At 71.6% G+C, this 20,579-nt stretch carries 22 protein-coding genes and 1 tRNA gene; 11 read left to right on the forward strand and 12 right to left on the reverse strand.

The window, feature by feature from the left end; translation table 11 throughout:
* Positions 1-2 precede the first annotated feature (2 nt).
* Positions 3-659: an MBL fold metallo-hydrolase gene (locus tag ABZ454_RS07670; RefSeq protein ID WP_356321638.1), complete on the forward strand. Its 657-nt coding sequence runs from the start codon at positions 3-5 to the stop codon at positions 657-659.
* A 45-nt stretch (positions 660-704) separates the two neighbouring features.
* Here ABZ454_RS07670 and ABZ454_RS07675 read toward each other — a convergent pair whose 3' ends face one another.
* The 5 genes from ABZ454_RS07675 to ABZ454_RS07695 all read right to left on the reverse strand — a co-directional run bounded on the left by ABZ454_RS07675 (position 705) and on the right by ABZ454_RS07695 (position 7,996).
* Positions 705-1,715: a TerC family protein gene (locus ABZ454_RS07675; RefSeq protein WP_359536500.1), complete on the reverse strand. Its 1,011-nt coding sequence runs from the start codon at positions 1,713-1,715 to the stop codon at positions 705-707.
* Positions 1,716-1,966: 251 nt separating this feature from the next.
* Positions 1,967-3,931 (reverse strand): TerD family protein, encoded by a 1,965-nt coding sequence (locus tag ABZ454_RS07680; protein WP_359536501.1) that lies wholly within the window; start codon positions 3,929-3,931, stop codon positions 1,967-1,969.
* A gap of 277 nt (positions 3,932-4,208) precedes the next feature.
* Positions 4,209-4,787, reverse strand: coding sequence for a TerD family protein (locus ABZ454_RS07685; protein WP_136328667.1), 579 nt, complete (start codon positions 4,785-4,787; stop codon positions 4,209-4,211).
* A 132-nt stretch (positions 4,788-4,919) separates the two neighbouring features.
* Positions 4,920-7,043, reverse strand: coding sequence for an excinuclease ABC subunit UvrB (gene uvrB, locus ABZ454_RS07690; protein ID WP_359536502.1), 2,124 nt, complete (start codon positions 7,041-7,043; stop codon positions 4,920-4,922).
* A 62-nt stretch (positions 7,044-7,105) separates the two neighbouring features.
* Positions 7,106-7,996, reverse strand: a complete 891-nt coding sequence (locus ABZ454_RS07695) for an MHYT domain-containing protein (RefSeq protein WP_356321634.1) — start codon at positions 7,994-7,996, stop codon at positions 7,106-7,108.
* 210 nt (positions 7,997-8,206) lie between these two features.
* Here ABZ454_RS07695 and ABZ454_RS07700 point away from each other — a divergent pair, with 210 nt between their 5' ends.
* The 3 genes from ABZ454_RS07700 (at position 8,207) to ABZ454_RS07710 (ending at position 11,432) form a co-directional block, all read left to right on the forward strand.
* Positions 8,207-9,154, forward strand: a complete 948-nt coding sequence (locus ABZ454_RS07700; RefSeq protein WP_359536503.1) for a glycerophosphodiester phosphodiesterase family protein — start codon at positions 8,207-8,209, stop codon at positions 9,152-9,154.
* A gap of 122 nt (positions 9,155-9,276) precedes the next feature.
* Positions 9,277-9,819 carry a methylated-DNA--[protein]-cysteine S-methyltransferase gene (locus tag ABZ454_RS07705; RefSeq protein ID WP_359536504.1) on the forward strand — a complete coding sequence of 181 codons (543 nt, stop codon included), beginning with the start codon at positions 9,277-9,279 and terminating at the stop codon, positions 9,817-9,819.
* Positions 9,820-10,133: 314 nt separating this feature from the next.
* Positions 10,134-11,432 carry an MFS transporter gene (locus tag ABZ454_RS07710; RefSeq protein WP_356321631.1) on the forward strand — a complete coding sequence of 433 codons (1,299 nt, stop codon included), beginning with the start codon at positions 10,134-10,136 and terminating at the stop codon, positions 11,430-11,432.
* A 90-nt stretch (positions 11,433-11,522) separates the two neighbouring features.
* On the opposite strand, the gene ABZ454_RS07715 is transcribed toward ABZ454_RS07710, so the two are convergent.
* Positions 11,523-11,888: a cupin domain-containing protein gene (locus ABZ454_RS07715; protein WP_359536505.1), complete on the reverse strand. Its 366-nt coding sequence runs from the start codon at positions 11,886-11,888 to the stop codon at positions 11,523-11,525.
* A 155-nt stretch (positions 11,889-12,043) separates the two neighbouring features.
* Here ABZ454_RS07715 and ABZ454_RS07720 point away from each other — a divergent pair, with 155 nt between their 5' ends.
* Both ABZ454_RS07720 and ABZ454_RS07725 read left to right on the forward strand, forming a co-directional pair.
* On the forward strand, positions 12,044-12,985 hold the full coding sequence (locus tag ABZ454_RS07720; protein WP_359536506.1) for a pseudouridine-5'-phosphate glycosidase: 942 nt from the start codon (positions 12,044-12,046) through the stop codon (positions 12,983-12,985).
* The gene (locus tag ABZ454_RS07725; RefSeq protein ID WP_359536507.1) at positions 12,982-13,884 is read left to right on the forward strand and encodes a sugar kinase; all 903 of its coding nucleotides are present in this window, start codon (positions 12,982-12,984) and stop codon (positions 13,882-13,884) included. The genes ABZ454_RS07720 and ABZ454_RS07725 overlap by 4 nt, the downstream gene beginning before the upstream one ends.
* A 15-nt stretch (positions 13,885-13,899) precedes the next feature.
* Here ABZ454_RS07725 and ABZ454_RS07730 read toward each other — a convergent pair whose 3' ends face one another.
* A complete protein-coding gene (locus ABZ454_RS07730) occupies positions 13,900-14,547 on the reverse strand; it encodes a uridine kinase (protein ID WP_356321627.1) in 648 nt (215 codons plus the stop codon).
* Between the two features lie 18 nt (positions 14,548-14,565).
* Entirely contained in the window at positions 14,566-14,817 is a 252-nt protein-coding gene (locus ABZ454_RS07735) for a hypothetical protein (RefSeq protein ID WP_359536508.1), read from the reverse strand.
* Positions 14,818-14,879: 62 nt separating this feature from the next.
* On the opposite strand from ABZ454_RS07735, the gene ABZ454_RS07740 reads away from it, so the two are divergent.
* Positions 14,880-15,245: a nuclear transport factor 2 family protein gene (locus ABZ454_RS07740; protein ID WP_356321624.1), complete on the forward strand. Its 366-nt coding sequence runs from the start codon at positions 14,880-14,882 to the stop codon at positions 15,243-15,245.
* 54 nt (positions 15,246-15,299) lie between these two features.
* Here the strand turns inward: ABZ454_RS07740 and ABZ454_RS07745 are convergent, their stop codons facing one another.
* Entirely contained in the window at positions 15,300-15,797 is a 498-nt protein-coding gene (locus tag ABZ454_RS07745; RefSeq protein ID WP_359536717.1) for a cupin domain-containing protein, read from the reverse strand.
* 197 nt (positions 15,798-15,994) lie between these two features.
* Complete coding sequence (locus tag ABZ454_RS07750; RefSeq protein ID WP_359536509.1) at positions 15,995-16,678, reverse strand: winged helix-turn-helix transcriptional regulator; 684 nt, start codon at positions 16,676-16,678, stop codon at positions 15,995-15,997.
* Positions 16,679-16,763: 85 nt separating this feature from the next.
* On the opposite strand from ABZ454_RS07750, the gene ABZ454_RS07755 reads away from it, so the two are divergent.
* Both ABZ454_RS07755 and ABZ454_RS07760 read left to right on the forward strand, forming a co-directional pair.
* Positions 16,764-17,975, forward strand: coding sequence for a pyridoxal phosphate-dependent aminotransferase (locus tag ABZ454_RS07755; protein WP_356321622.1), 1,212 nt, complete (start codon positions 16,764-16,766; stop codon positions 17,973-17,975).
* Between the two features lie 66 nt (positions 17,976-18,041).
* The gene (locus tag ABZ454_RS07760; protein ID WP_359536510.1) at positions 18,042-18,659 is read left to right on the forward strand and encodes a peptidase; all 618 of its coding nucleotides are present in this window, start codon (positions 18,042-18,044) and stop codon (positions 18,657-18,659) included.
* A gap of 317 nt (positions 18,660-18,976) precedes the next feature.
* Here ABZ454_RS07760 and ABZ454_RS07765 read toward each other — a convergent pair.
* Positions 18,977-19,063, reverse strand: a tRNA-OTHER gene (locus ABZ454_RS07765).
* A gap of 38 nt (positions 19,064-19,101) precedes the next feature.
* Entirely contained in the window at positions 19,102-19,833 is a 732-nt protein-coding gene (locus tag ABZ454_RS07770; protein WP_136328681.1) for a hypothetical protein, read from the reverse strand.
* Between the two features lie 83 nt (positions 19,834-19,916).
* Here ABZ454_RS07770 and ABZ454_RS07775 point away from each other — a divergent pair, with 83 nt between their 5' ends.
* Both ABZ454_RS07775 and ABZ454_RS07780 read left to right on the forward strand, forming a co-directional pair.
* The gene (locus tag ABZ454_RS07775) at positions 19,917-20,192 is read left to right on the forward strand and encodes a TetR-like C-terminal domain-containing protein (protein WP_359536511.1); all 276 of its coding nucleotides are present in this window, start codon (positions 19,917-19,919) and stop codon (positions 20,190-20,192) included.
* 67 nt (positions 20,193-20,259) lie between these two features.
* Entirely contained in the window at positions 20,260-20,568 is a 309-nt protein-coding gene (locus ABZ454_RS07780) for a hypothetical protein (protein ID WP_359536512.1), read from the forward strand.
* Positions 20,569-20,579: the final 11 nt, after the last annotated feature.

Below are 20,579 nucleotides of genomic sequence, written 5' to 3' on the forward strand. Positions count from 1 at the left end.
GCATGACGTACAGCGGAGCGGTCAAGGTCGGCGGGCGTGCGGCCGTACACGAGCTGACGGATCTGATGATCTCCAAGGTCGCCGTGGGCCCGATGAACAACAACGCCTATCTGCTGCGCTGCCGCGCCACCGGCGAGCAACTGCTGATCGACGCGGCCGACGAGGCCGGGACGCTGCTGCGGCTCATCGGTGACGACTCGATCGCCTCGGTCGTCACCACCCACCGGCACGGCGACCACTGGCAGGCGCTGGCCGAGGTGGTCGCGGCCACCGGTGCGCGCACGTACGCCGGGCGGTTCGACGCCGAGGGGATCCCGGTGCCGACGGACGTGCTCGTCGAGGACGGCGACGCGATCCGGGTCGGGCAGGTCACACTGACCGCCCTCCACCTGACCGGCCACACCCCGGGCTCGATCGTGCTCCTCTACGACGACCCGCACGGCGCTCCGCACCTGTTCACCGGGGACTGCCTCTTCCCGGGCGGCGTCGGCAGCACCTTCGGGGACTCCGAGGCCTTCGCGAGCCTGCTGCACGACGTCGAGACCAAGCTGTTCGACCCGCTGCCCGACGAGACGTGGGTCTACGCGGGCCACGGGCACGACACGACCCTGGGCGACGAGCGAGGGCAGCTGCCCGAGTGGCGCGCGCGCGGCTGGTGACGACGGGGGTAGGGGCCCGTGGCCCGTACCCCCGCCGCTCCCCGCTCAGGCGTCTATGCCGGCGCCCTTGTCCGCGCGCTCCCCGGCCTTCGCCGCCTCGGCCGCATCGGCCTCGGCCTGCTTCTTGTTGGCGATCAGGCTGGTGATCGTGGTGATCACCAGGACCCCGCAGATGACGCCGAGCGAGACCGGGATGGAGATCTCGGGGACGTGCACCCCGGACTCGTGCAGCGCGTGCAGCACCAGCTTGACGCCGATGAAGCCGAGGATGACCGAGAGCCCGTAGCTGAGGTGGACCAGCTTCTTGAGCAGGCCGCCGATCAGGAAGTACAGCTGCCGCAGCCCCATCAGCGCGAAGGCGTTCGCGGTGAACACGATGTACGGGTCCTGGGTCAGGCCGAAGATCGCGGGGATGGAGTCCAGCGCGAACAGCACATCGGTGGTGCCGATGGCGAGCATGACGACCATCAGGGGGGTCATGACGCGCTTGCCGTTGTTGCGGATGAAGAGCTTGGTGCCGTGGTACCGGTCGGCGACGCCGAAACGGCGCTCGATGTTCTTGAGCAGGCGGTTCTCCTCGAACTCCTCCTCTTCCTCGTCGGCCCGCGCCTCCTGGACGAGCTTCCAGGCGGTGTAGATCAGGAACGCGCCGAAGATGTAGAAGACCCACGAGAAGTTGGCGATGACCGCGGCGCCCGCGGCGATGAAGATCGCTCGCAGCACCAGTGCGATGAGCACGCCGATGAGCAGCACCCGCTGCTGGAGGTGGGAGGGCACCGAGAACTTCGCCATGATCAGGACGAAGACGAAGAGGTTGTCGACACTCAGCGACTTCTCGGTGATGAAGCCGGCGAAGAACTCGCCCGAGGCCTGGCTCTCGCCGAACACGAGCAGGCCCAGCCCGAAGAGGGCGGCCAGGGCGATCCAGATGATCGTCCAGATTCCGGCTTCCTTGGTCGAAACGTCATGGGGCTTGCGCCCGATGAAGAAGTCGACGGCGATGAGGGCGCTCAGACCAAGAATGGTCAGCGCCCAGAGGGTCCATGAAACGTCCACTGCGCCTCCGGCAGTTCGCTACGGCTACTGATCAGCGTCGTCGCTGCCGGAGGTCTCTTCCACCCGGGCGCACGGGATTGCGCGCTGGGCCGGCGCCCCGGGACCGGTCACGGTCCGTACTGACGGGAACGCCGCGTTCGGGAGTACTCCCCTCCGCTCGAAGAACAGTACAGGGATTACCAAGGAAAGGTAAAGGGGAGGGTAAAGGATCTTCAAAGCGCCAGGTCGGAGCTGGTGACGGAGGGGGCGGGTCAGCGGTGTCCGGTACGGCGCGCGGCCGCCACCCGGGCCAGTACCTGTTCCAGCACGCGGCTGCCGGGTGGGATCGCGAGCGGCTCGTACGTCCAGGCGTGACCGACCCACGGATCCGCCAGGTGGTCGTCGGCGACCGGGGTGACCCGGAGCAGCGACCGCCACAGCGGGTCGAGCACCGGACCGTACGCGGAGGCGTCCTCCCGGTCGGCGACCATCATGAGGTGCACGCCGACGGCCGGGCCCTCGTCGGCGAGGTAGCGCAGCTGGGTGACGGCGCGGTCGTCGAAGCCGTGCGGGAAGTCGTTGACGATCAGCAGCTGCTCGGCCGGGTCCAGGTCGGGCGGCAGCGCATCGGCGGCCCCGGCCCTGATCGCCATCTGCACCAGGTCGACGCGCCGCGTGAGGTGGGCGAGGACCGAGGACACTCCGCCCGGACCGGACGCGGGCGGGCTCGCGAGCACCCCGGAGCCGGCCAGGGGTGCCAGCGCCGCGGCGCCGGAGCCCGCCGGGTCGATGACGTGGACGGAGAACTCGTTCGGCGGGTAGACGGCAAGCAACCGCGCCGCGTGCAGGACGGCGCTCTCCATGGCCAGCCGGCGCAGCTGGTCCGCACCCGTCAGGGCGGCGGCCTCGGACGCCGTGCGCCCGCTGTCGATCCACATGCCGCGCTCCAGCGGCAGCCGGACGAGCAGCGGGATGCTCATCCCCGCGCTCTCCGGCAGATGGAGGTCACCGATCCGCAGGGCCATGGGGATCTCCATGGGGACGCGGTAGGCGTGCCAGACGGGGTTGTCCCAGCCCGCGTACGCGGCGGGGAGCGCGGGTTCCACCACGGCGGCCTCGGCGGCGAGCTGGGCGAGATCGCGGTCCAGTGCCTCGCGGGCCCGGCCGGTCAGTTCGTCGCGCTTGGCACGGGCCTGTTCACGGGCCCGGTCGCCCGCGCCGCCGATCCGGCTGCGCGGATCGGACAGGGTCCGCTCCAGCTCCTGGTCCATCCGGGACTCGGCGAAGTCGACGGCGCTGCGGTACGCGGCGGTGGCCCGGGCCAGGTCCTCGAACATGCCCCAGACCTGGTTGTAGAGGCGCTCGTCCATGGACCAGCCGGTCGCGTCCCCGGCCACGGGGGCCGCGGGGCGGCCGGGCTGGGCGGGGGGCGCCGCGGGCGGAGGCGGCGGGGGTGCGGTCGCCTCGCGGCGAGGGTGCGCGTAGTTGACGGGGCCTCCCGCGGCGGGCGATGCGGGGGCGATCGGGGTGGTGGGGACAGAGGACGAGGAGGGCTCGTCCAGAGGGCCCGCGGGCTGTGGGGCGGCCTGGGGCCGGGCGCCGCCCGGCGGCGACGCGGGGCCGCCGGCGTGCCTGACCCGGTCCCCCTCCGGGGTGCGGGGCGGGGGCGGGGCCACCGAGCGGGCCAGTCCGCGGGCGACGGCTTCCTGGATCGACCTCGCCAGTTCGGCCGCTCCGGTGACCCCCTGGTCGGCGAGCATCGCGGCGAGGCCGCCGGCGTAGCCCTGGCCGACCGCACGGACCTTCCAGGCCCCCTGCCTGCGGTAGAGCTCCAGGGCGGCGACCGCGGACTCGGTGTCCAGGCCGGTCAGGGTGAAGGTGGCGATCTCCGTGCCGTCGAGCCCGGTGACCGCGACGAACGGCGAGGCGACGGCCCCGAAACGGGCCGGGCCGCCCGCCTCCAGCGGCAGCGCCAGCAGCACCGTGACCCGGTGCACCGCGTCGGGCAGGGCTCCGAGGTCGACGGCGAGCCGGTGCTCGGCCGCGGCCTGCTTGGACACCTCGAGCCCCGGCAGCTGCGGCGATCCGGGGTGGGCTATCCACTCGGCCCCGTGCACCGTGCCGCGCTCGTCCCCGAGCGTGGCACCGGCCACGACGGGTACGCCGGCCGAAACCCGGATCTCCAGACGGGTCTGGGGCAAGGTGTGGTTCTGCCCCCGGACCAGCTCGGCCGTCATTGCCCTGTCCCCTCGACGAGTTGCTGCTGCGCGATGCGGTGACGTACGTGGTGCGGTGTCGTGCGGGCGCACATGGTGCGGTGCGGCCGTACGCGGGGCTGCCGTGCCCTCGTGCGCCGTGCGGTGGCACGGCGTGCTGCGGTGGCGCCGTGCCGTACGGGACCGCGGGGTGCCGGGAGGCGCCGGTGACCCCGTCGCCGCCATGCGGTGCAGCTCCCGGCGGCCGATGCCGCCGGGAGCTGCGCGTGACGCTGCGGACCCGTGGGCCCGGCACTGCCTACAGGTGCGGCAGGATCGCCGGCATGAGGTCCTGGAAGGTGCGGCCGTTGGCCGGAGTACCGATGGCGGTCATCTGCCACCCGTTCCCCGAGCGGTGCACCTTCGCCATGATCTGAGCGGTGTACTGCCCGCCGCCGTCCAGCGTGTAGCGGGCGAGCTCCTGGCCGTTGGTCTCGTCCACGATGCGGCAGAAGGCGTTCTGCACCTCCTGGAACGTCTGGCCGGTGAAGGAGTTCACCGTGAAGACGATCTGGTCGATGTGGACGGGCACCCGCTGGAGGTCCACCAGGATCGCCTCGTCGTCGCCGCCCGAACCGGCGCCACCGACCAGGTTGTCCCCCGTGTGCTTGACCGAGCCGTCGTCGCTGACGAGGTGCCGGAAGAACACCACGTCGACCGGCTGCTTGTCGGCGAACAGCACCGCCGAGGCGTCCAGGTCGATCTCCCGGGTGCGTGAGCCGAACAGACCGCGGCGCGGAGCCGCCTGCCACCCGAGCCCCATCCGTACCGCGGTCAGGGTCCCCCCGTCGCTCTTCTGCAGGCTGATGGCCTGACCCTTGGTCATATTGACCGTCACGCGCTGTCCCCTCTCCGCTGTCCCCGCAACCGTCCTTGCGCGGTTTTCCAGCACCCTACGCAGTCCCACCACGGGCACAGCCGCTGCGGGCCGTTTTGTGTCGGTCTTGCAACACACCAGGTGCGGCGGGGGTCAGGCCAGACCCGCCTCCCGCATCTGGCGCAACTCCTTCTTCAACTCCCCCACCTCGTCCCGGAGTCGGGCGGCCACCTCGAACTGCAGGTCCGCGGCGGCAGCGCGCATCCGGTCGGTCATCTCCTCGATGATCCCGGCGAGCTCGGTGGCCGGGCGGTCCGTCACCGCCGCCTTGTCCCCGCCGGCCTTCCCCTTCGCGGCACCGGCCTTGATGCCCAGCGTGGGTACGGGAGCCTTGGCGCCCTTCGTCTGGCGGTAGCCGGTACCGAGCAGCTGCTCGGTGTCGACCTCCTCCCGGGCGATCGTGGCGACGATGTCGTTGATCTTCTTGCGCAGCGGCTGCGGGTCGAGCCCGCGCTCGGTGTTGTAGGCGATCTGCTTCTCGCGGCGGCGGTTGGTCTCGTCGATCGCCTGCGCCATCGCCGGCGTGACCTTGTCGGCGTACATATGGACCTGCCCCGACACGTTACGAGCCGCGCGCCCGATGGTCTGGATCAGCGAGGTGCCCGAGCGCAGGAAGCCCTGCTTGTCGGCGTCGAGGATGGCCACGAGCGACACCTCGGGCAGGTCGAGGCCCTCGCGCAGGAGGTTGATCCCGACCAGCACGTCGTACTCGCCGGAGCGCAGCTCGCGCAGCAGCTCGATACGGCGCAGGGTGTCGACGTCGCTGTGCAGGTAGCGGACCTGGATGCCCAGCTCCAGGAAGTAGTCGGTGAGGTCCTCCGACATCTTCTTGGTGAGAGTGGTGACCAGGACCCGCTCGTCCTTCTCGGTGCGCTTGCGGATCTCGTGCACCAGGTCGTCGATCTGGCCCTCGGTGGGCTTGACGACGATCTCCGGGTCGACGAGGCCGGTGGGCCGGATGATCTGCTCCACGAAGCCGTCGCCCCGGGAGAGCTCGTACTTGCCGGGGGTGGCGGAGAGGTAGACCGTCTGGTTGATCCGTTTGAGGAACTCCTCCCACTTCAGCGGGCGGTTGTCCAGGGCGGAGGGGAGCCTGAAGCCGTGGTCGACGAGGGTCCGCTTCCGGGAGGCGTCGCCCTCGTACATCGCGCCGATCTGCGGCACGGTGACGTGCGACTCGTCCAGGACCAGGAGGAAGTCCTCGGGGAAGTAGTCGAGGAGGGTGTGCGGGGCGGTGCCGGGGTCGCGGTCGTCGAAGTGCATCGAGTAGTTCTCCACGCCGGAGCAGGTGCCGATCTGGCGGAGCATCTCGATGTCGTACGTCGTGCGCATGCGCAGCCGCTGGGCCTCCAGCATCTTGCCCTGCTTCTCCAGCTCGGCGAGGCGCTGCTCCAGCTCCGTCTCGATGCGGCCGACCGCCTTCTCCATGCGCTCGGGGCCGGCGACGTAGTGGCTGGCGGGAAAGACGTGGAGCGAGCTGTCCTCGCTGATGATCTCGCCGGTGAGCGGGTGGAGCGTGGAGAGGGCCTCGATCTCGTCACCGAACATCTCGATGCGGACGGCGAGCTCCTCGTAGACCGGGAAGATCTCGATGGTGTCGCCGCGCACCCGGAAGGTGCCGCGGGTGAACGCCAGGTCGTTGCGGGTGTACTGCATCTCGACGAAGCGGCGCAGCAGCTGGTCGCGGTCGATCTCGTCGCCCACCTTGAGCTGGACCATCCGGTCCACGTACTCCTGCGGGGTGCCGAGGCCGTAGATGCAGGACACGGAGGCGACCACGACGACGTCCCGCCGGGTGAGCAGCGAATTCGTGGCGGAGTGGCGGAGCCGCTCGACCTCCTCGTTGATCGAGGAGTCCTTCTCGATGTAGGTGTCCGACTGCGGGACGTACGCCTCGGGCTGGTAGTAGTCGTAGTACGAGACGAAGTACTCGACGGCGTTGTTCGGCAGGAGCTCGCGGAACTCGTTGGCCAGCTGGGCGGCGAGGGTCTTGTTCGGCGCCATCACCAGGGTGGGGCGCTGCAGCTTCTCGATCATCCAGGCGGTGGTCGCCGATTTACCGGTGCCGGTCGCGCCGAGGAGCACGACATCCTTCTCACCTGCCAGGACGCGCCGCTCCAGCTCGGCGATGGCCGCCGGCTGGTCGCCGCTGGGCTGGTAGGGACTGACGACCTCGAAAGGCGCCACCGAACGTTCGATCTTCGAAACGGGCCGCATGCAACCACCGTACGACCCCCCACTGACAACCGGGCGGGGTCAGCGCCCGCGGCGGCCCCCGGTCACCAGTCCTGGGGCTCCGCGAAGTCCTGGCGCCGCGAGTGGTACGACGCCGGGTCGGCGTGCGTACCGAACCGGGGCACCTGACGCTGGGCGGGAATACCGGGCATCCGTGCTCCGCGGACGGCCGCGGGGTCGTTCCGGTCCGGGGTGCCCATGACCACCAGCGGGTCGAACATCACGACGACGGCGGCCAGCAGCAGGAAGCAGGCCGGGCCGATCAGCATGGGCAGGAGCAGGGCGGTCGCGCTGTCGCCGGAGCCGGAGGAGGCTCCGGAGAGGGCCGTGGGGTGGAGGTGGACCCTGAGTGCGGCCATTCCGGTGTAGTGCATGCCGCTCACGGCGACACCCATGACGACGCTGGCGCCGAGGCTGGGCAGGAAGCCGTGGATGGAGACCGCGGCCCAGAGGGCCGCGGTCGAGGCCACCACGGCGATGACCACGGAGAGCGACACGGTGATCGTGTCGTACTCGAACTGCCCATCAAGCCGCATACCAACCATGCCGAGGTAATGCATGGAGGCCACGCCGAGCCCGGTGATCGTTCCTCCCGTCACCAGCGCCATGGGGGTGGCGCCGCGGTACCCGACCAGGAAGATCCCGATACCGACCATGACGATCGCGAGGGCGAGGCTGGCGAAGGTGACCGGTTTGTCGTAGCCGATCGGCACCTCTTCGACGGTGAACCCCACCATCGCGATGAAGTGCATCGTCCAGATGCCCGAGCCTATGGAGGTCGCGCCCAGAGCCAGCCAGCCGGCCTTGAAGGAGCGCTCGGTGCGCAGCGACCGGGTGGTGCAGCGCAGGCCCAGGGCCGCGCCGAGACAGGCCATGAGAAACGCGGCCACGGGAGTGACCGCTCCGTAGCCGAAACCGTCGATGGTGCCCTGCATGCTCGTACGCCCTTCGCAGAAGCCCGGGTGCGGATGACCCTAAGGCGCACGGCCCGGCAGACCAACTGAAGAGCCGCATTTTATCGACCGGGGCAGTGGCCCGTGACCCGGTCCCGGGTGCGTTCACATGATGGCCACCCTTCACCTGTCCCCCGTTCGGGGACGGCTGGGACCCTCGGGCCGTCCGCAACTCCGACGCAAGGAGTCCACGTGCACGCAGGCACCGCTACCGCCTCCGTCGCTGCCGCCGCCCTGCTGGGCGCCGGCACGCTGCTGCTGTCAGGTACGACCGCCGACGCACCGGGCAGGGACGCCGGGGCGGCCGACCGCCCCGTGGCGGCGGCCGGCGTCCGGACGGTGAGCGACGGGTCCGGGCCCCGGACGGACGACCCGCTCGTCATCGCCCACCGGGGAGCGTCGGCGTACGCGCCGGAGAACACCCTGGCGGCCGTGGACAAGGCCGACGACCTGGGCTTCGACTGGGTGGAGAACGACGTCCAGCTGTCCCGGGACGGCGTACCGGTCGTCGTCCACGACACCAGCCTGAAGCGGACCACGGACGCCGAGGAGATCTTCCCGGACCGTGCGCCGTGGGCGGTCAAGGACTTCACGGCAGCCGAGATCGCCAGGCTGGACGCGGGCAGCTGGTTCGCTCCCGCGCATGCCGGGGCACGGGTGCCCACCCTCCGGCAGTACCTGGTCCGGATCGGGCGCAACCACCAGAACCTGCTCCTGGAGATCAAGAGTCCCGAGATCTATCCCGGGATCGAGCAGGCGACCCTGCGGGTCCTGCGTCAGGAAGGGTGGCTCGACCGCGAGCACGTGCGCAGCCGTCTGGTGATCCAGAGCTTCGGCGCCGGCAGCGTGCGCACGGTGCACGAGCAGCACCCGGACGTCATCACCGGCTTCCTCGGCACCCCGGCCGTCGCCGCTCTGCCCTCGTACGCGGAGTTCACCGACCAGATCAACCCGGCGTACGCCTCGGTCACGAGCGCGTACGTAGCGGCGGTACACGCGCTGAAGGGCCCCCACGACAAGCGGCTCCAGGTCAGCGCCTGGACGGTCGACGACGCGGAGCACGCGGTGCGGATGGCCGGCTACGGCGTGGACGGCATCATCACCAACGCTCCCGACGTGGTGCGTGAGGCCACCGACTGACCGCTGCGCGCCGGCGGCGGCCGCTCAGGCCTGCTGCCCCGGGCTGCTCAGCGTCGCCGGGAAGCGCGGTGACGGCCGCCCGCCACCGTCCGTTGTCAGTGGGCGGTCGTACGGTGGTGGTCATGAACAGCAACGGGGTGGTCGAGTGGGCCGTCGTCGACAGCGACATCGGACCGCTCATGCTGGCCGCGACGGATACGGGCCTGGTCACCGTGGTCTTCCACGCCCGGCCGGCTGTACGGGACCGGGCTCTGGAGCGGCTGGCCGCCCGGTTCGGCGCGGAGCCCGTGGAGGCGCCCGGTTCCGCACGCCTCGCCGAGCCGATACGCCAGCTCGCGGAGTACTTCGCGGGCACGCTGCGGGAGTTCTCTCTCGACCTGGACTGGTCGCTGACGAGCGGCTTCAACCGTCAGGTGCTCCGCGAGCTGGCGGCGGGCGTGCCGTACGGCGCGGTGGCCGGGTACGGGGACCTCGCCGAGCGGGTGGGGCAGCCCGGGGCGGCCCAGGCGGTCGGCGCGGCCATGGGGTCGAACCCGCTGCCCGTCGTGGTGCCCTGCCACCGGGTGGTGGAGAGCGACGGCGGGCTCGGCGGGTTCGGCGGCGGGCTGGAGACCAAGCGGCAGCTGCTGGCTCTGGAGGGAGTACTGCCTCAGCCGTTGTTCTGACGGCGGACGACGGTTTCAGCCGTCGGTCCGACGGCGGACAGCAGCCTCAGCCATTGTCCGGACGACGGACGGCAGCCTCAGCGCCGTTGTCCTGACGGCAGACGGCGGACGGCGGCCTCAGCCACGGTCCTGTCGGCGGGCGGCGGTTTCCGCTGTTGGTCGCCCGGCGGACGCATACGTGGGTGTTCCGGCCGGGGCGGACAGAAGCCGCCCGCCCCGCCCACCGGCTCTCCTCGGGCGCTTCTGCCCGGCCGCCGCCCGCCGGTGTCGTCCGCCCTGTTCAGTGTGGAGGGGCCACCTGGCACACTGCCTCGGTGACCAACACCCTCGATGCTCCCGGCACCCCCGGCGAACCAAGTCCCGGGGCGGTCACCGCGGCCGATCTGCCCGGACTCCGACGCAGGACGTCCGCCGTACTCATCACCAGTCAGATACTCGGCGGCCTCGGCGTGCCCATCGGCATCGCCCTGGCCCCCGTGCTGGCGACTCGGGTCAGTGGCTCCGAGGCGCTGTCGGGCCTCGCCCCCACCGCTTCGGTGACCGGCACGGCCCTGCTGTCGCTGCCGCTGGCCGCGCTGATGACCTCGCGGGGCCGCCGCCCCGGGCTCGTGCTGGCCTATCTGATCGGCGCGCTCGGTGCCGGCCTCGTGGTACTGGCCACCGTGGTGGAGAGCTTCCCGCTGCTGCTGCTCGGCATGGCCGGATTCGGGGCGGGGTCCTCGGCCAACCTGCAGGCCAGATTCGCCGCCGCCGATCTCGCCGAGCCCGACCGGCGCGGAAGGGCGATCTCGACCGTCATCTGGGCCACCACCATCGGTTCGGTGCTCGGGCCCAACATCGCGGCCCCGGCGGGCCGGGTCTTCCGTGGTACCGGCGTCTCGGAGACGGCCGGCCCGTTCGTCTGGGCTGCCGGCATCTTCCTGCTCGCGGCCGTCGTGGTCGCGGCGCTGCTGCGGCCCGACCCACTCCTCACCGCCCGCGCCCTCGCCGCCCCGCAGGAGGGCCCGTCGGCCGGGGGCCGTTCGCTGCGCGCGGGGGTCGCGGCCGTGCGGGCGTCGCCCATGGCCCGGCTCGCCCTGGTGACCGTGGCCGTCTCGCACACCGCGATGGTCTCGATCATGGTGATGACGCCGGTCGACCTCGGTCACCACGGCGCGGACCTCCAGTTGATCGGCCTGGTGATCAGTGGCCACATCGCCGGGATGTACGCGTTCTCGCCGGTGATGGGCTGGCTGTCGGACCGCTTCGGCCGCCTCACCGTCATCGGGCTCGCCGCGGGGCTGCTCGCCCTCGCCGCCCTGCTCGCGGGCACCGCGGGAGCCGCACACGGAAGGACCGCCGCCGGCCTGTTCGTGCTCGGGCTCGGCTGGTCCGCGGGCCTGGTCGCGGGTTCGGCGCTGCTCACCGACTCCGTGCCGCAGGCCGCGCGCGCCGCCGTACAAGGTCTGTCGGACCTGACCATGAACGCGGCGGCGGGCATCGGCGGGGCGGTCGCCGGGGTGATCGTCTCCCAGGCCGGCTACGGCTGGTTGAACCTGGCCGGCGCGTCCCTGCTGCTGCCGATGGCCGCACTGGCCCTGCGACGGACCCTCGCCGGCCGCGCCAAGGCCTGACCCCGGGGGCCACCGCCCCGAGCCGGGCCGCCCCTCCCGAGACCGGGCCTCAAGCCCGGGGCCCGGGGCCGGAGCCGGGGCCGGAGCCGCTCAGACGCTGACGTGGTACGCCTTGCGCAGCGTCTCGTGCACGGTCCACGTCGTACGGTCGCCCTCCCGCAGCACGCAGGCGTCGCCGGGTCCGATCTCCAGCGTGGCACCGCCCTCGACCACCACGGTCGCGCGCCCGCTGACGACGACGAACAGCTCGTCCGCCTCGGTGTCCGTGACCACACCCGGCGTGATCTGCCAGATCCCACGCACCTGCTTGCCGTCGGCCGACTCCCACAGCACCTTGCCGGTGACTTCGGGTGCACCGGAGACGATCTGTTCAGGTGCGAGTGGTTCCGGTACGAGTTCGGCGTCGGGAATGTGCACGGCAAAGGAGGAGACGGGAGCTTGATCAGATGGGGTCATGGCCGGTCACCTTAGCCACCGCTTCCGGGCGTCTCGCCACCAGGACGGGCTGAAGGACGGCCTCACGCCCCGGGGCGGACGCGGAACGGAGCAACTTCCGGCCGCCCCGGACGGCACACGTTTGAGTGCGGCCCGCCCGCGACAGGGATGTGGACATGTCACTGACCGAGTCGTTCGACACCGCCCCCTACGCTCCGGTCCTCTCCCCGGAGGTACGGGCCGCCCTCGCCGCGCACCGGCCCGTCGTCGCCCTGGAGTCGACGATCATCGCCCATGGCCTGCCCCGCCCCCGCAATCTGCGGGTCGCCGAGGAACTGGAGGGCGTCGTGCGGTCGGCCGGTGCCGTGCCCGCCACGATCGCCGTGCTGGACGGCAGCGCCCGGGTCGGGCTGGACAAGGACCAGCTGGAACGGGTCGCCGAGGACCCGGCGATGCGCAAGCTGGGTCACCGCGACCTCGCACCGGCACTCGCGACGGGCGCGAGCGGGGCGACGACGGTGTCGGCGACCGCCTTCCTCGCCGCACGGGCGGGCCTGCGCGTCTTCGCGACCGGCGGCCTCGGGGGCGTACACCGGGGCTGGACCGAGACGCAGGACGAGTCCGCGGACCTGCGGCTGCTGGCGCGGACGGGCATCACCGTGGTCTGCGCGGGAGTGAAGTCGATCCTGGACGTGCCCGCCACGCTGCAGCGTCTGGAGACGCTCGGGGTCGGCGTGCTCGGCTACGGCACCGACCGGTTCCCCGGCTTCTACCTGAGCAGTTCGGGTGAGCCCGTCGACTGGACCGTGCGGTCGCCCGAGGAGGTGGCCGAGGTGATGGCGGCGCAGGACGCGCTCGGCGGTCCGCGGGCGGCTCTGATCGTGGCCAACCCCGTGCCGCGGGAGCAGCAGTTGGACCCCGCCCTGCACGACCGGGTGCTGGCCGAGGCGCTGGCGGCGTGCCGGGAGGGCGGCATCACCGGACAGGCGGTCACGCCCTATCTGCTCGGCCATCTGATGCGGGGGACCGAAGGCGCCTCGCTGGAGGCCAACCTGGCGGCCGTCCGAGGCAACGTGGCGCTCGCCGCACGGATCGCCACCGCCTGGGCCGCCCGGTGACCGGCGGCCTTCTCGTCGTCGGGGAGGTGGTCACGGACGTGGTCGCACGGCACGGTTCGGCGCTGGTCCACGGTACGGACACGACAGCCAGGATCCGGACGCGCGCAGGCGGCGCCGGGGCCAACGTGGCGTGCTGGGCCGTGCGTTCGGGCTGCCGGGACGTGGGGCTGGTGGCCCGGGTCGGAGCGGACTCCGCGGACTGGCACCGGGACCTGCTCCGACGCGCGGGAGTGCGCGCGCTGCTGGCCGTGGACGAGGAGACACCGACGGGCACCGTCGTCGCGCTGGTCGATCCGTCCGCCGAGCGCACCTTCCTCACCGACAGCGGGGCGGTACTGCGGCTCGCGCCCGACGACTGGTCGCCTTCGATGCTCGACGGCATCGCGCATCTCCATCTGTCCGGCTATCTCCTCTTCGCCGCCACCAGCCGCGCGACGGCCCTGCTCGCGCTGAGGGAGGCCGGGCGGCGGAACATTCCGGTGAGCATCGACCCGGCGTCGGCCGGATTCCTCGCCGAACTGGGCGTCGACCGGTTCCTGGCGCTGACGGAGGGTGCGGATCTCCTGCTGCCCAACGCGGACGAGGCCCGGCTGCTCACCGGGCTCCCCGACCCGGCGGACGCCGCCGCCAAACTGAGCCTGCTGGTCCGTCAGGTGGTCGTCACCCTGGGCGAGGGCGGCGCGCTGCTGGCCACGGCGGGGACGGTGACCGCTCGCGTTCCGGCCGCACCCGTGTCCGCGGCCGTGGATTCCACGGGGGCCGGCGACGCGTTCACCGGAGGCTTCCTGGCGGCCCGGCTGGCGGGCGCCGACGACGCGACGGCCGTGGCGGTGGGGTGCCGGGCAGGCGCGGAGGCCGTCACCACCGTGGGCGGCCGGCCTCCGCTGCCCCGGGAGTGACACCGCCGCCGCTGCCTACCCGTCCTGCCGCAGCCCCGTCCAGGCGGGATGGTGCGGATCGTCGGCCCGGACGACCGCGTCCGCGCTCCCGGCGGGCGCCACCTCGTCCTCGTAACGGGCGAAGGCGGGCAGGGTCCACTGCTCGTCCTCGCGGGTACGCCGCCGCAGCGCACCCGCCGACAGCCGCAGATGGACGCTCAGGTCGAAGGGGAACCAGTGCCCCAGCAGCAACGGCCCGTGCAGGACCAGCACTCCGCCCTCCGGCAGGTGGCGGTACGCGCTCCGCGTGGCCCGGTCCGTCACCGGATCCCACAGGTCGGGCAGCACCCGCCCGCTGCCGCCCGGCTCCAGCGGGCCGAACACCTCACGCCACAGGGCCCCGGTGTCGAACCAGCTGCCGTAGTACGAGTCGGGGTCGCGCCTGCCGTACTCGTACCGGAGACTGGCCGGCCGCAGGAACCCCGCCGTGGACACCGGGAGCACGGCCCGGCCGAGCAGCCGCAGCCCTTGGGCGAGCGACTCGGCCAGCTCGCCGGTCCGGGCGGCCGGGGCGCCGTCCACGGCGATCTTGAGCCAGGGTCCGCCGTCGGCCGGCTTCAGCGCGTCGGCGTGCGCGGCGAGCTCGTCCGCCAGCCGCTCCCAGGTGATCGCTTCGAATCGCACGTGCCCATCATGACCGTCTCAGCGACGGCCGTCCCAGCGCCGGGGACCGTCGTCCGGCACCGTGGGGCTCGCGAAGCGGAACGGCACACCGCGGCCGCCGTCCCCGGGCGGGGAGCCGTGCGACTTCGCCCGCGAACCCGGGCAGCCGGCGCCGAGCGCCCTGGGCAACTCCTGCGCCGATGCGGGGCGGCACGCCGGGTCGAGGCCCCCGGGTTCCCCCTCACCCACGACCGCCCACCACTCCCCCACGGCCTCCATGCTCGTTCCCACGGCTCCCTCCCGTAGCCGGAATGGTCGAGCCCTCTTCGGTCCCGTCGCCTACGATCCGGTCCATGGACCTCGCATTCGCCCGTAAGTTCGCCACGCAGTGGCAGGACGACTGGAACTCCCACGATCTGGAACGCGTTCTGGCGCACTATCACGAGGACGTGACGTTCAGCTCCCCCATGATCGCGCGGTTCACCGGCGACGCCTCCGGCACGGTCCACGGCAAGAGTGAGCTGCGCGCGTACTGGTCGCGGGGGCTGGAGCTCATCCCCGACCTCGCGTTCGAGGTGATGGATGTGCGGGCGAGCGTCGACACGCTGGTGATCGACTACCGCAATCAGATCGGCGGCCGGGTGTACGAGGTGCTGACCTTCCGCGACGGCCTGGTGATCGCCGGCCTCGGCGCGTACGGGGAGACACTCGCCCGCTGACGGTCGGCGCCCGGCGGCACGCCGGCCGGGGCGCCAGTGGGCGGGTGCCGGGCCCTACTCGCTCCCGCCGCAGTCCACCGCGTCGGCGTCGTCGGAGAGGGGACTGCCCTCGGGCAGCAGATAGGTCACCCACAGGACGACGGGTTCGGTGCCCAGGTTGCGTCCGATGTGGCGGTGGCCGGTGCCGGACGGCTCGATGAAGGACGTGCCCGCAGGGGTCACCTCGACCGTGCAGTCGTCCAGGGTGCGGGTCAGCGTCCCGGACTTGACGACGGCGATCAACTGGCCGCGGTGGGTGTGCCAGCCGGTGGAACCGCCCGGCTCGACGGTGATCGTCCGGAAGGTGACGTCGGTGCGCCCCTTCGGCGCCTTCACCTTCAGCTTGCCCGCCGAGGTGCCCTCCGCCACCAGGGTGCCGCTCACCCCGCTGCCGGGGGTGGCGACGGCCGCCGCCGGTACGAAGCCGAGCGCGCCCACACAGCCCGCGATGACGAGCGCCTTGCCCAGCCGCCCCCCACGGCCCGCCGGTCCCCGCCGCCCTTCGCGGCTCAGCCACCTCTCACGGCCTGGCCACTCCTCGCGGCTCACCGGTCCCCGTCGGCCCGTACGGCCCGTCCGCCCTTGTCGGCTCAGATGCTCCTGCTGTCTGCCAGATCTCACGGTCGGCTCCTCCCTGTCGGCGCCCCGGACATCCCAAATGCCCCGACGCTACCCAGAAGTCGACCGCATGAATCACGCCACCGCGCCCGTCACGCGCCGCGCAGTTCCACGGCCAGCGGTCCGTCGCCGGACACCTCGATCCGCCCGTCCTTCACCGCTTCGGCGAACGTCAGCTCGCCCCGCCCCAGCGCCAGACACAGTTCGGCGTCCAGCGTGATCCGCGCATCGGCGCGTGCGGCGGGCCCGTCCCCGTAGACCGGTTCTCCCGCCTCCGGTTTCCCCGTACGGACGTGGAACTCGCCCTCGTCCAGGCGCACATCGACCACCCCGCCCCCGCCCGCCTCCGCTCCCCCCGACGCCTCCAGCACGCGCAGCAGCGGAAGGGCGAACCAGTGTGCCCGGACCGCGTCCGTGGGCCGCCGCTCGACGAGGGCCGGCGCCCCCCACTCGGCGAGCGCCGCGAGGACGGGCAGCAACCCGTGGCCCCGCTCGGTGAGTTCGTACACCGACGCCGCCGCGGGCGGCGGCAGTCTGCGACGGGTGACGAGCCCGCCCTGCTCCATGTCCTTGAGCCGGGAGGCCAGGACATCCGTGCTCACCCCGGGCAGGTCGGCATGCAGATCGGTGTACCGGCGGGGGCCCGCCAGCAGTTCACGGACGATCAGCAGGGTCCACCGGTCGCCGACCGCGTCCAGGGCCCTGGCGCCGGCACAGAACTGGTCGTAACTCCGACGGCGGGCCGGGCGGGTTTCGGGCTGTTGCTGACGTGGCATGCGACGCAGTCTAGACATGTTGTTGGACTTTCCAAGCCCGAGCTTGGTAAAACCAAGTATCGCAATCGGGTCGGGGAGGCACCGCATGGAATTCCGCCAGTCCAGCAAGCTCAACGAGGTCTGTTACGAGATCCGGGGACCGGTCATCGAACAGGCCAACGCCCTGGAGGAGGCGGGCCACAGCGTGCTGCGGCTGAACACGGGCAATCCGGCCCTGTTCGGCTTCGAGGCGCCGGAGGAGATCGTCCAGGACATGATCCGGATGCTCCCGCAGGCCCACGGTTACACGGATTCGCGCGGCATCCTGTCCGCCCGCCGGGCCGTGGCGCAGCGCTATCAGGCGATGGGGCTGACGGAGGTCGGCGTCGACGACGTCTTCCTCGGCAACGGCGTCTCCGAGCTGATCTCGATGGCGGTGCAGGGGCTGCTCGAGGACGGCGACGAGGTGCTCATCCCGTCCCCCGACTACCCGCTGTGGACCGCGGTGACGACGCTGGCCGGCGGGAAGGCGGTGCACTACGTGTGCGACGAGGCGTCGGACTGGAATCCCGACCTCGCCGACATGGCGTCGAAGATCACTGACCGCACCAGGGCCGTCGTGATCATCAACCCGAACAACCCGACCGGCGCCGTCTACCCGCGCGAGGTCCTGGAAGCCATCCTCGACCTGGCCCGCCGGCACGGCCTGATGGTGTTCGCCGACGAGATCTACGACCAGATCCTGTACGACGACGCCGAGCACCACAGCGTGGCGACCCTCGCCCCCGATCTGGTCTGCCTCACCTTCAGCGGTCTCTCGAAGACGTACCGCGTGGCCGGGTTCCGCTCGGGCTGGATGGTGGTGTCGGGTCCGAAGCAGCACGCCCGCAGCTATCTGGAGGGGCTGACCATGCTCGCCTCCATGCGCCTGTGCCCCAACGCCCCGGCGCAGTACGCGATCCAGGCCGCGCTCGGCGGCCGCCAGTCGATCCGGGAACTGGTGGTGCCCGGGGGCCGGCTGTACGAGCAGCGCAACCGCGCCTGGGAGAAGCTGAACGAGATCCCCGGGGTGTCCTGCGTGAAGCCGAAGGGCGCGCTGTACGCCTTCCCGCGCATCGACCCGAAGGTGCACCGGATCGTCGACGACGAGAAGTTCGTCCTGGACCTGCTGCTGCGCGAGAAGATCCAGGTCGTACAGGGCACCGGTTTCAACTGGGCGCGGCCCGACCACTTCCGGATCCTGACCCTCCCGTACGCTGACGATCTTGACGCGGCGATCAGCCGGATCGGCCGCTTCCTGGCCGGATACCGTCAGTGAGCCCCGCCCGGATGTGACGGCTGCCGGACCGAACCGCCGCCGGTGAGAAGGGAATTCCGACCGACTGTGAGCTGCCCCGACTGCCTGACCCCCGTCCACACCCAGTTCGCCTCCCCGGACCTCGTCGGCGCGATCGTCGAGGGCGGCCGCGATCCGGTCACCGATCCCGCCTGGGCGGAGTCGGGAGCCCGTTCGCCGCAGGAGTACGCACGCTGGGCGGGTCATCTGTGCGGGATGACCTGTCTGCGCATGGCGCTGGGCGCCGACGCCCCGTCGCTCTTCGCGCTCCGGGACGGAGCGCTGGGGTACGGCGCGTACACGGAGGACGACGACGGGGTGATCCGGGGCCTGGTCTACGCGCCCTTCGCCGCGTACGCACGGGAGAAGCACGGCCTGGACGCCACGGTGCACCGGCATCTCGCACCGGCGGAGATCCTGGAACTGCTGGACGAGGGCAGGTCCGTCATGGCGTCGGTGCACTACGCGATCCGCCACCCGCGGCGGCCCGCCCCGGGACGCGGCGGGCACCTGGTGCTCGTGACGTCCCGCACGGCCGACGGGGCGGGCGTCCACTTCCACAACCCGTCCGGCACGACGGCCGCGACCCGGGCCGCGGACCTTCCCCTGGCCGCGTTCGAGCGCTTCTTCGCCGGCCGAGGGGTGTCGCTACGCGCAGCGGCGTGACGCGGGGCCCGGGAACGGGAGCGGGCCCGGGGGCGTAGCCGGCCCCCGAGCCCTGTGATTGCCGCCTGTACGGCACGCCGGCACTTTTAAAGGTCCCGTGTCAGTTTTATGTCGCCGCGTCCTGCCTTTAGACGACCGCAGACCGAAGCTCCGCGGGCCGGAGTCGAACCGGCATCTCGACGCGCACGGGCACGGGCCCGGTTGATCCGGCGATAGGCGGCGCATGCTGAGTCTGGAGCAAGAGTCTGAGATTGATCGCGGTCTGCCTCTGCCATTTGGGCCACCCCGGCGCGCGTCCGTACCGGAGGTACGAAAAGTGCCGGGGGGAGGACTCGAACCTCCACTTGAACCGCGTCGTCACGACAAACTTCAGTTTCAGCTTTGCGCTCCTCGCGCACCCCGGCCGCGTCGGCCGCCGCCGGGGATTCCATGGTCGGTCACCTCATCCGAAGAGGTAACCGAAGACCGCATCACCCACCCGCTGGTCCGTGACGTCCACGCCGTTGGCCTCCTCGCGGGCGAACTTGACGGCCTGCTGGAGCTTCTCCACCCGGTCGAGCAGTTCGTTGATGCGCCGCGCGGGCAGCGCCCCGGAGAACTTGACCGTCGTCCAGTAACCGATCGGGATGTCCTCGTAGTACACCTCGACCTGCGCCGGGTGCTTCTCGGTGGCCTCCGCCTTCACGTGGTTGCGGGGGACCTTCTTCGTACGCAGGGTCCGCACCGGCTCGGTCTTCCACGAGTCCGTCGAGGGGTCCTGGGTCCACGCCTCGGAGGCGTCGAGCACCGGGAGCTTGCGGACGAAGGTGTTGATGTCGGTGAGCTGCTTCTCCAGGAAGAGCAGGTACGACACCGGCACGTCACTCACCAGCACGCGTCCGTCGACCGAGACGTCGGCGCGGGCCGCGCAGTTCGCCCAGTCCTTCGTGGCGGTCACGTCGAAGAGACGGGTGAGGGTCGCCGCGGTCTCCCGCAGCACGTCCTCGGCCTTGATCTGCACCAGGGTCGACTCGGGCGGCAGCTGCTCACCCTCTTCGTCCTTCGGCTGGTACGTCCGGGAGATCCCGGCCAGCAGTCCGGCCTTCTGGAGGCCGTGATGTGCCGCCGTCAGGTCCTGGTGAGCCTTGGACTTGACGCCCTTCTCCACTGCGATGATCTGATTGAGTTTCGCCACGTCCCGGAATCTAGCAACGTCAACACGGGCCGCACCAGCGCTTTTTGCCGGGCGCGGACGGCCCCCGCGCCTGTGGCGCACCGGTGCGCGCCCGGTCCTCGGAGGGCTTCCGTACGACGCCCATGTCCGCGGTTTGGCGGGCGCAGTCGTCCGGCGGGCGCAGTCGTCCGGCGGGGCAGCCGGTGTTCGCCCGGGCCGCCGCACGCGGCGAACTCCCCGTGGACGTCGATCCCAAGCTGCTGCTCGACCTAATCGCCGGAGCCGTATGGATGCGGGCCCTGCTGCGCAGCGAGCCGGTTCCGCCGGGTTTCGCCGCTGCCGCCGTCGACGCCGTGCTGCCCGCCCGGGGCGGTTCCTGAGCCGTCCGGTACTGTGCCGCGGCCGGGTGCCGTGGCACCGGACGCCGACCAGCAGGGAGCACGCCGCATGGGCACACCCGTACGTCACTTCACCGCGACGACCGAAGAGGGCCAGGTCTTCACGGTCAACATCGAGCGGGACTTCCGGTACGACCCGTACCGGGACTTCCTCGTCTGCACGCACTGCGACTGGTCGCCGTCGCTGCTGACGACACGGCGGATCATCGACATGGCCGGGGAGCACCTGGCGTCCGTCCACGGCGCCGGGCGGGGGCTGGCGCAGCAGGACGACGAGTCGTTCCGCAAGGCGCGGCTGATCATGCTGCCCGTCCTCGCCGTGCTGGTGATCGGCCTGCTCGTGTACCTGAACAGCTGAAGGGGCGGCCC

The organism is Streptomyces sp. NPDC005803, assembly GCF_040630435.1.
GTDB lineage: Bacteria > Actinomycetota > Actinomycetes > Streptomycetales > Streptomycetaceae > Streptomyces.

What these genes read in the sequence shown, in the direction of transcription:
- ABZ454_RS07670 (WP_356321638.1), top strand. Translation starts at nt 3, where the DNA reads ATGACGTACAGCGGAGCGGTCAAGGTCGGCGGGCGTGCGGCCGTACAC.
- ABZ454_RS07680 (WP_359536501.1), bottom strand. Translation starts at nt 3,931, where the DNA reads ATGACGGCCGAGCTGGTCCGGGGGCAGAACCACACCTTGCCCCAGACC.
- uvrB (WP_359536502.1), bottom strand. Translation starts at nt 7,043, where the DNA reads ATGCGGCCCGTTTCGAAGATCGAACGTTCGGTGGCGCCTTTCGAGGTC.
- ABZ454_RS07695 (WP_356321634.1), bottom strand. Translation starts at nt 7,996, where the DNA reads ATGCAGGGCACCATCGACGGTTTCGGCTACGGAGCGGTCACTCCCGTG.
- ABZ454_RS07705 (WP_359536504.1), top strand. Translation starts at nt 9,277, where the DNA reads ATGAACAGCAACGGGGTGGTCGAGTGGGCCGTCGTCGACAGCGACATC.
- ABZ454_RS07715 (WP_359536505.1), bottom strand. Translation starts at nt 11,888, where the DNA reads ATGACCCCATCTGATCAAGCTCCCGTCTCCTCCTTTGCCGTGCACATT.
- ABZ454_RS07720 (WP_359536506.1), top strand. Translation starts at nt 12,044, where the DNA reads ATGTCACTGACCGAGTCGTTCGACACCGCCCCCTACGCTCCGGTCCTC.
- ABZ454_RS07740 (WP_356321624.1), top strand. Translation starts at nt 14,880, where the DNA reads ATGGACCTCGCATTCGCCCGTAAGTTCGCCACGCAGTGGCAGGACGAC.
- ABZ454_RS07750 (WP_359536509.1), bottom strand. Translation starts at nt 16,678, where the DNA reads ATGCCACGTCAGCAACAGCCCGAAACCCGCCCGGCCCGCCGTCGGAGT.
- ABZ454_RS07755 (WP_356321622.1), top strand. Translation starts at nt 16,764, where the DNA reads ATGGAATTCCGCCAGTCCAGCAAGCTCAACGAGGTCTGTTACGAGATC.
- ABZ454_RS07780 (WP_359536512.1), top strand. Translation starts at nt 20,260, where the DNA reads ATGGGCACACCCGTACGTCACTTCACCGCGACGACCGAAGAGGGCCAG.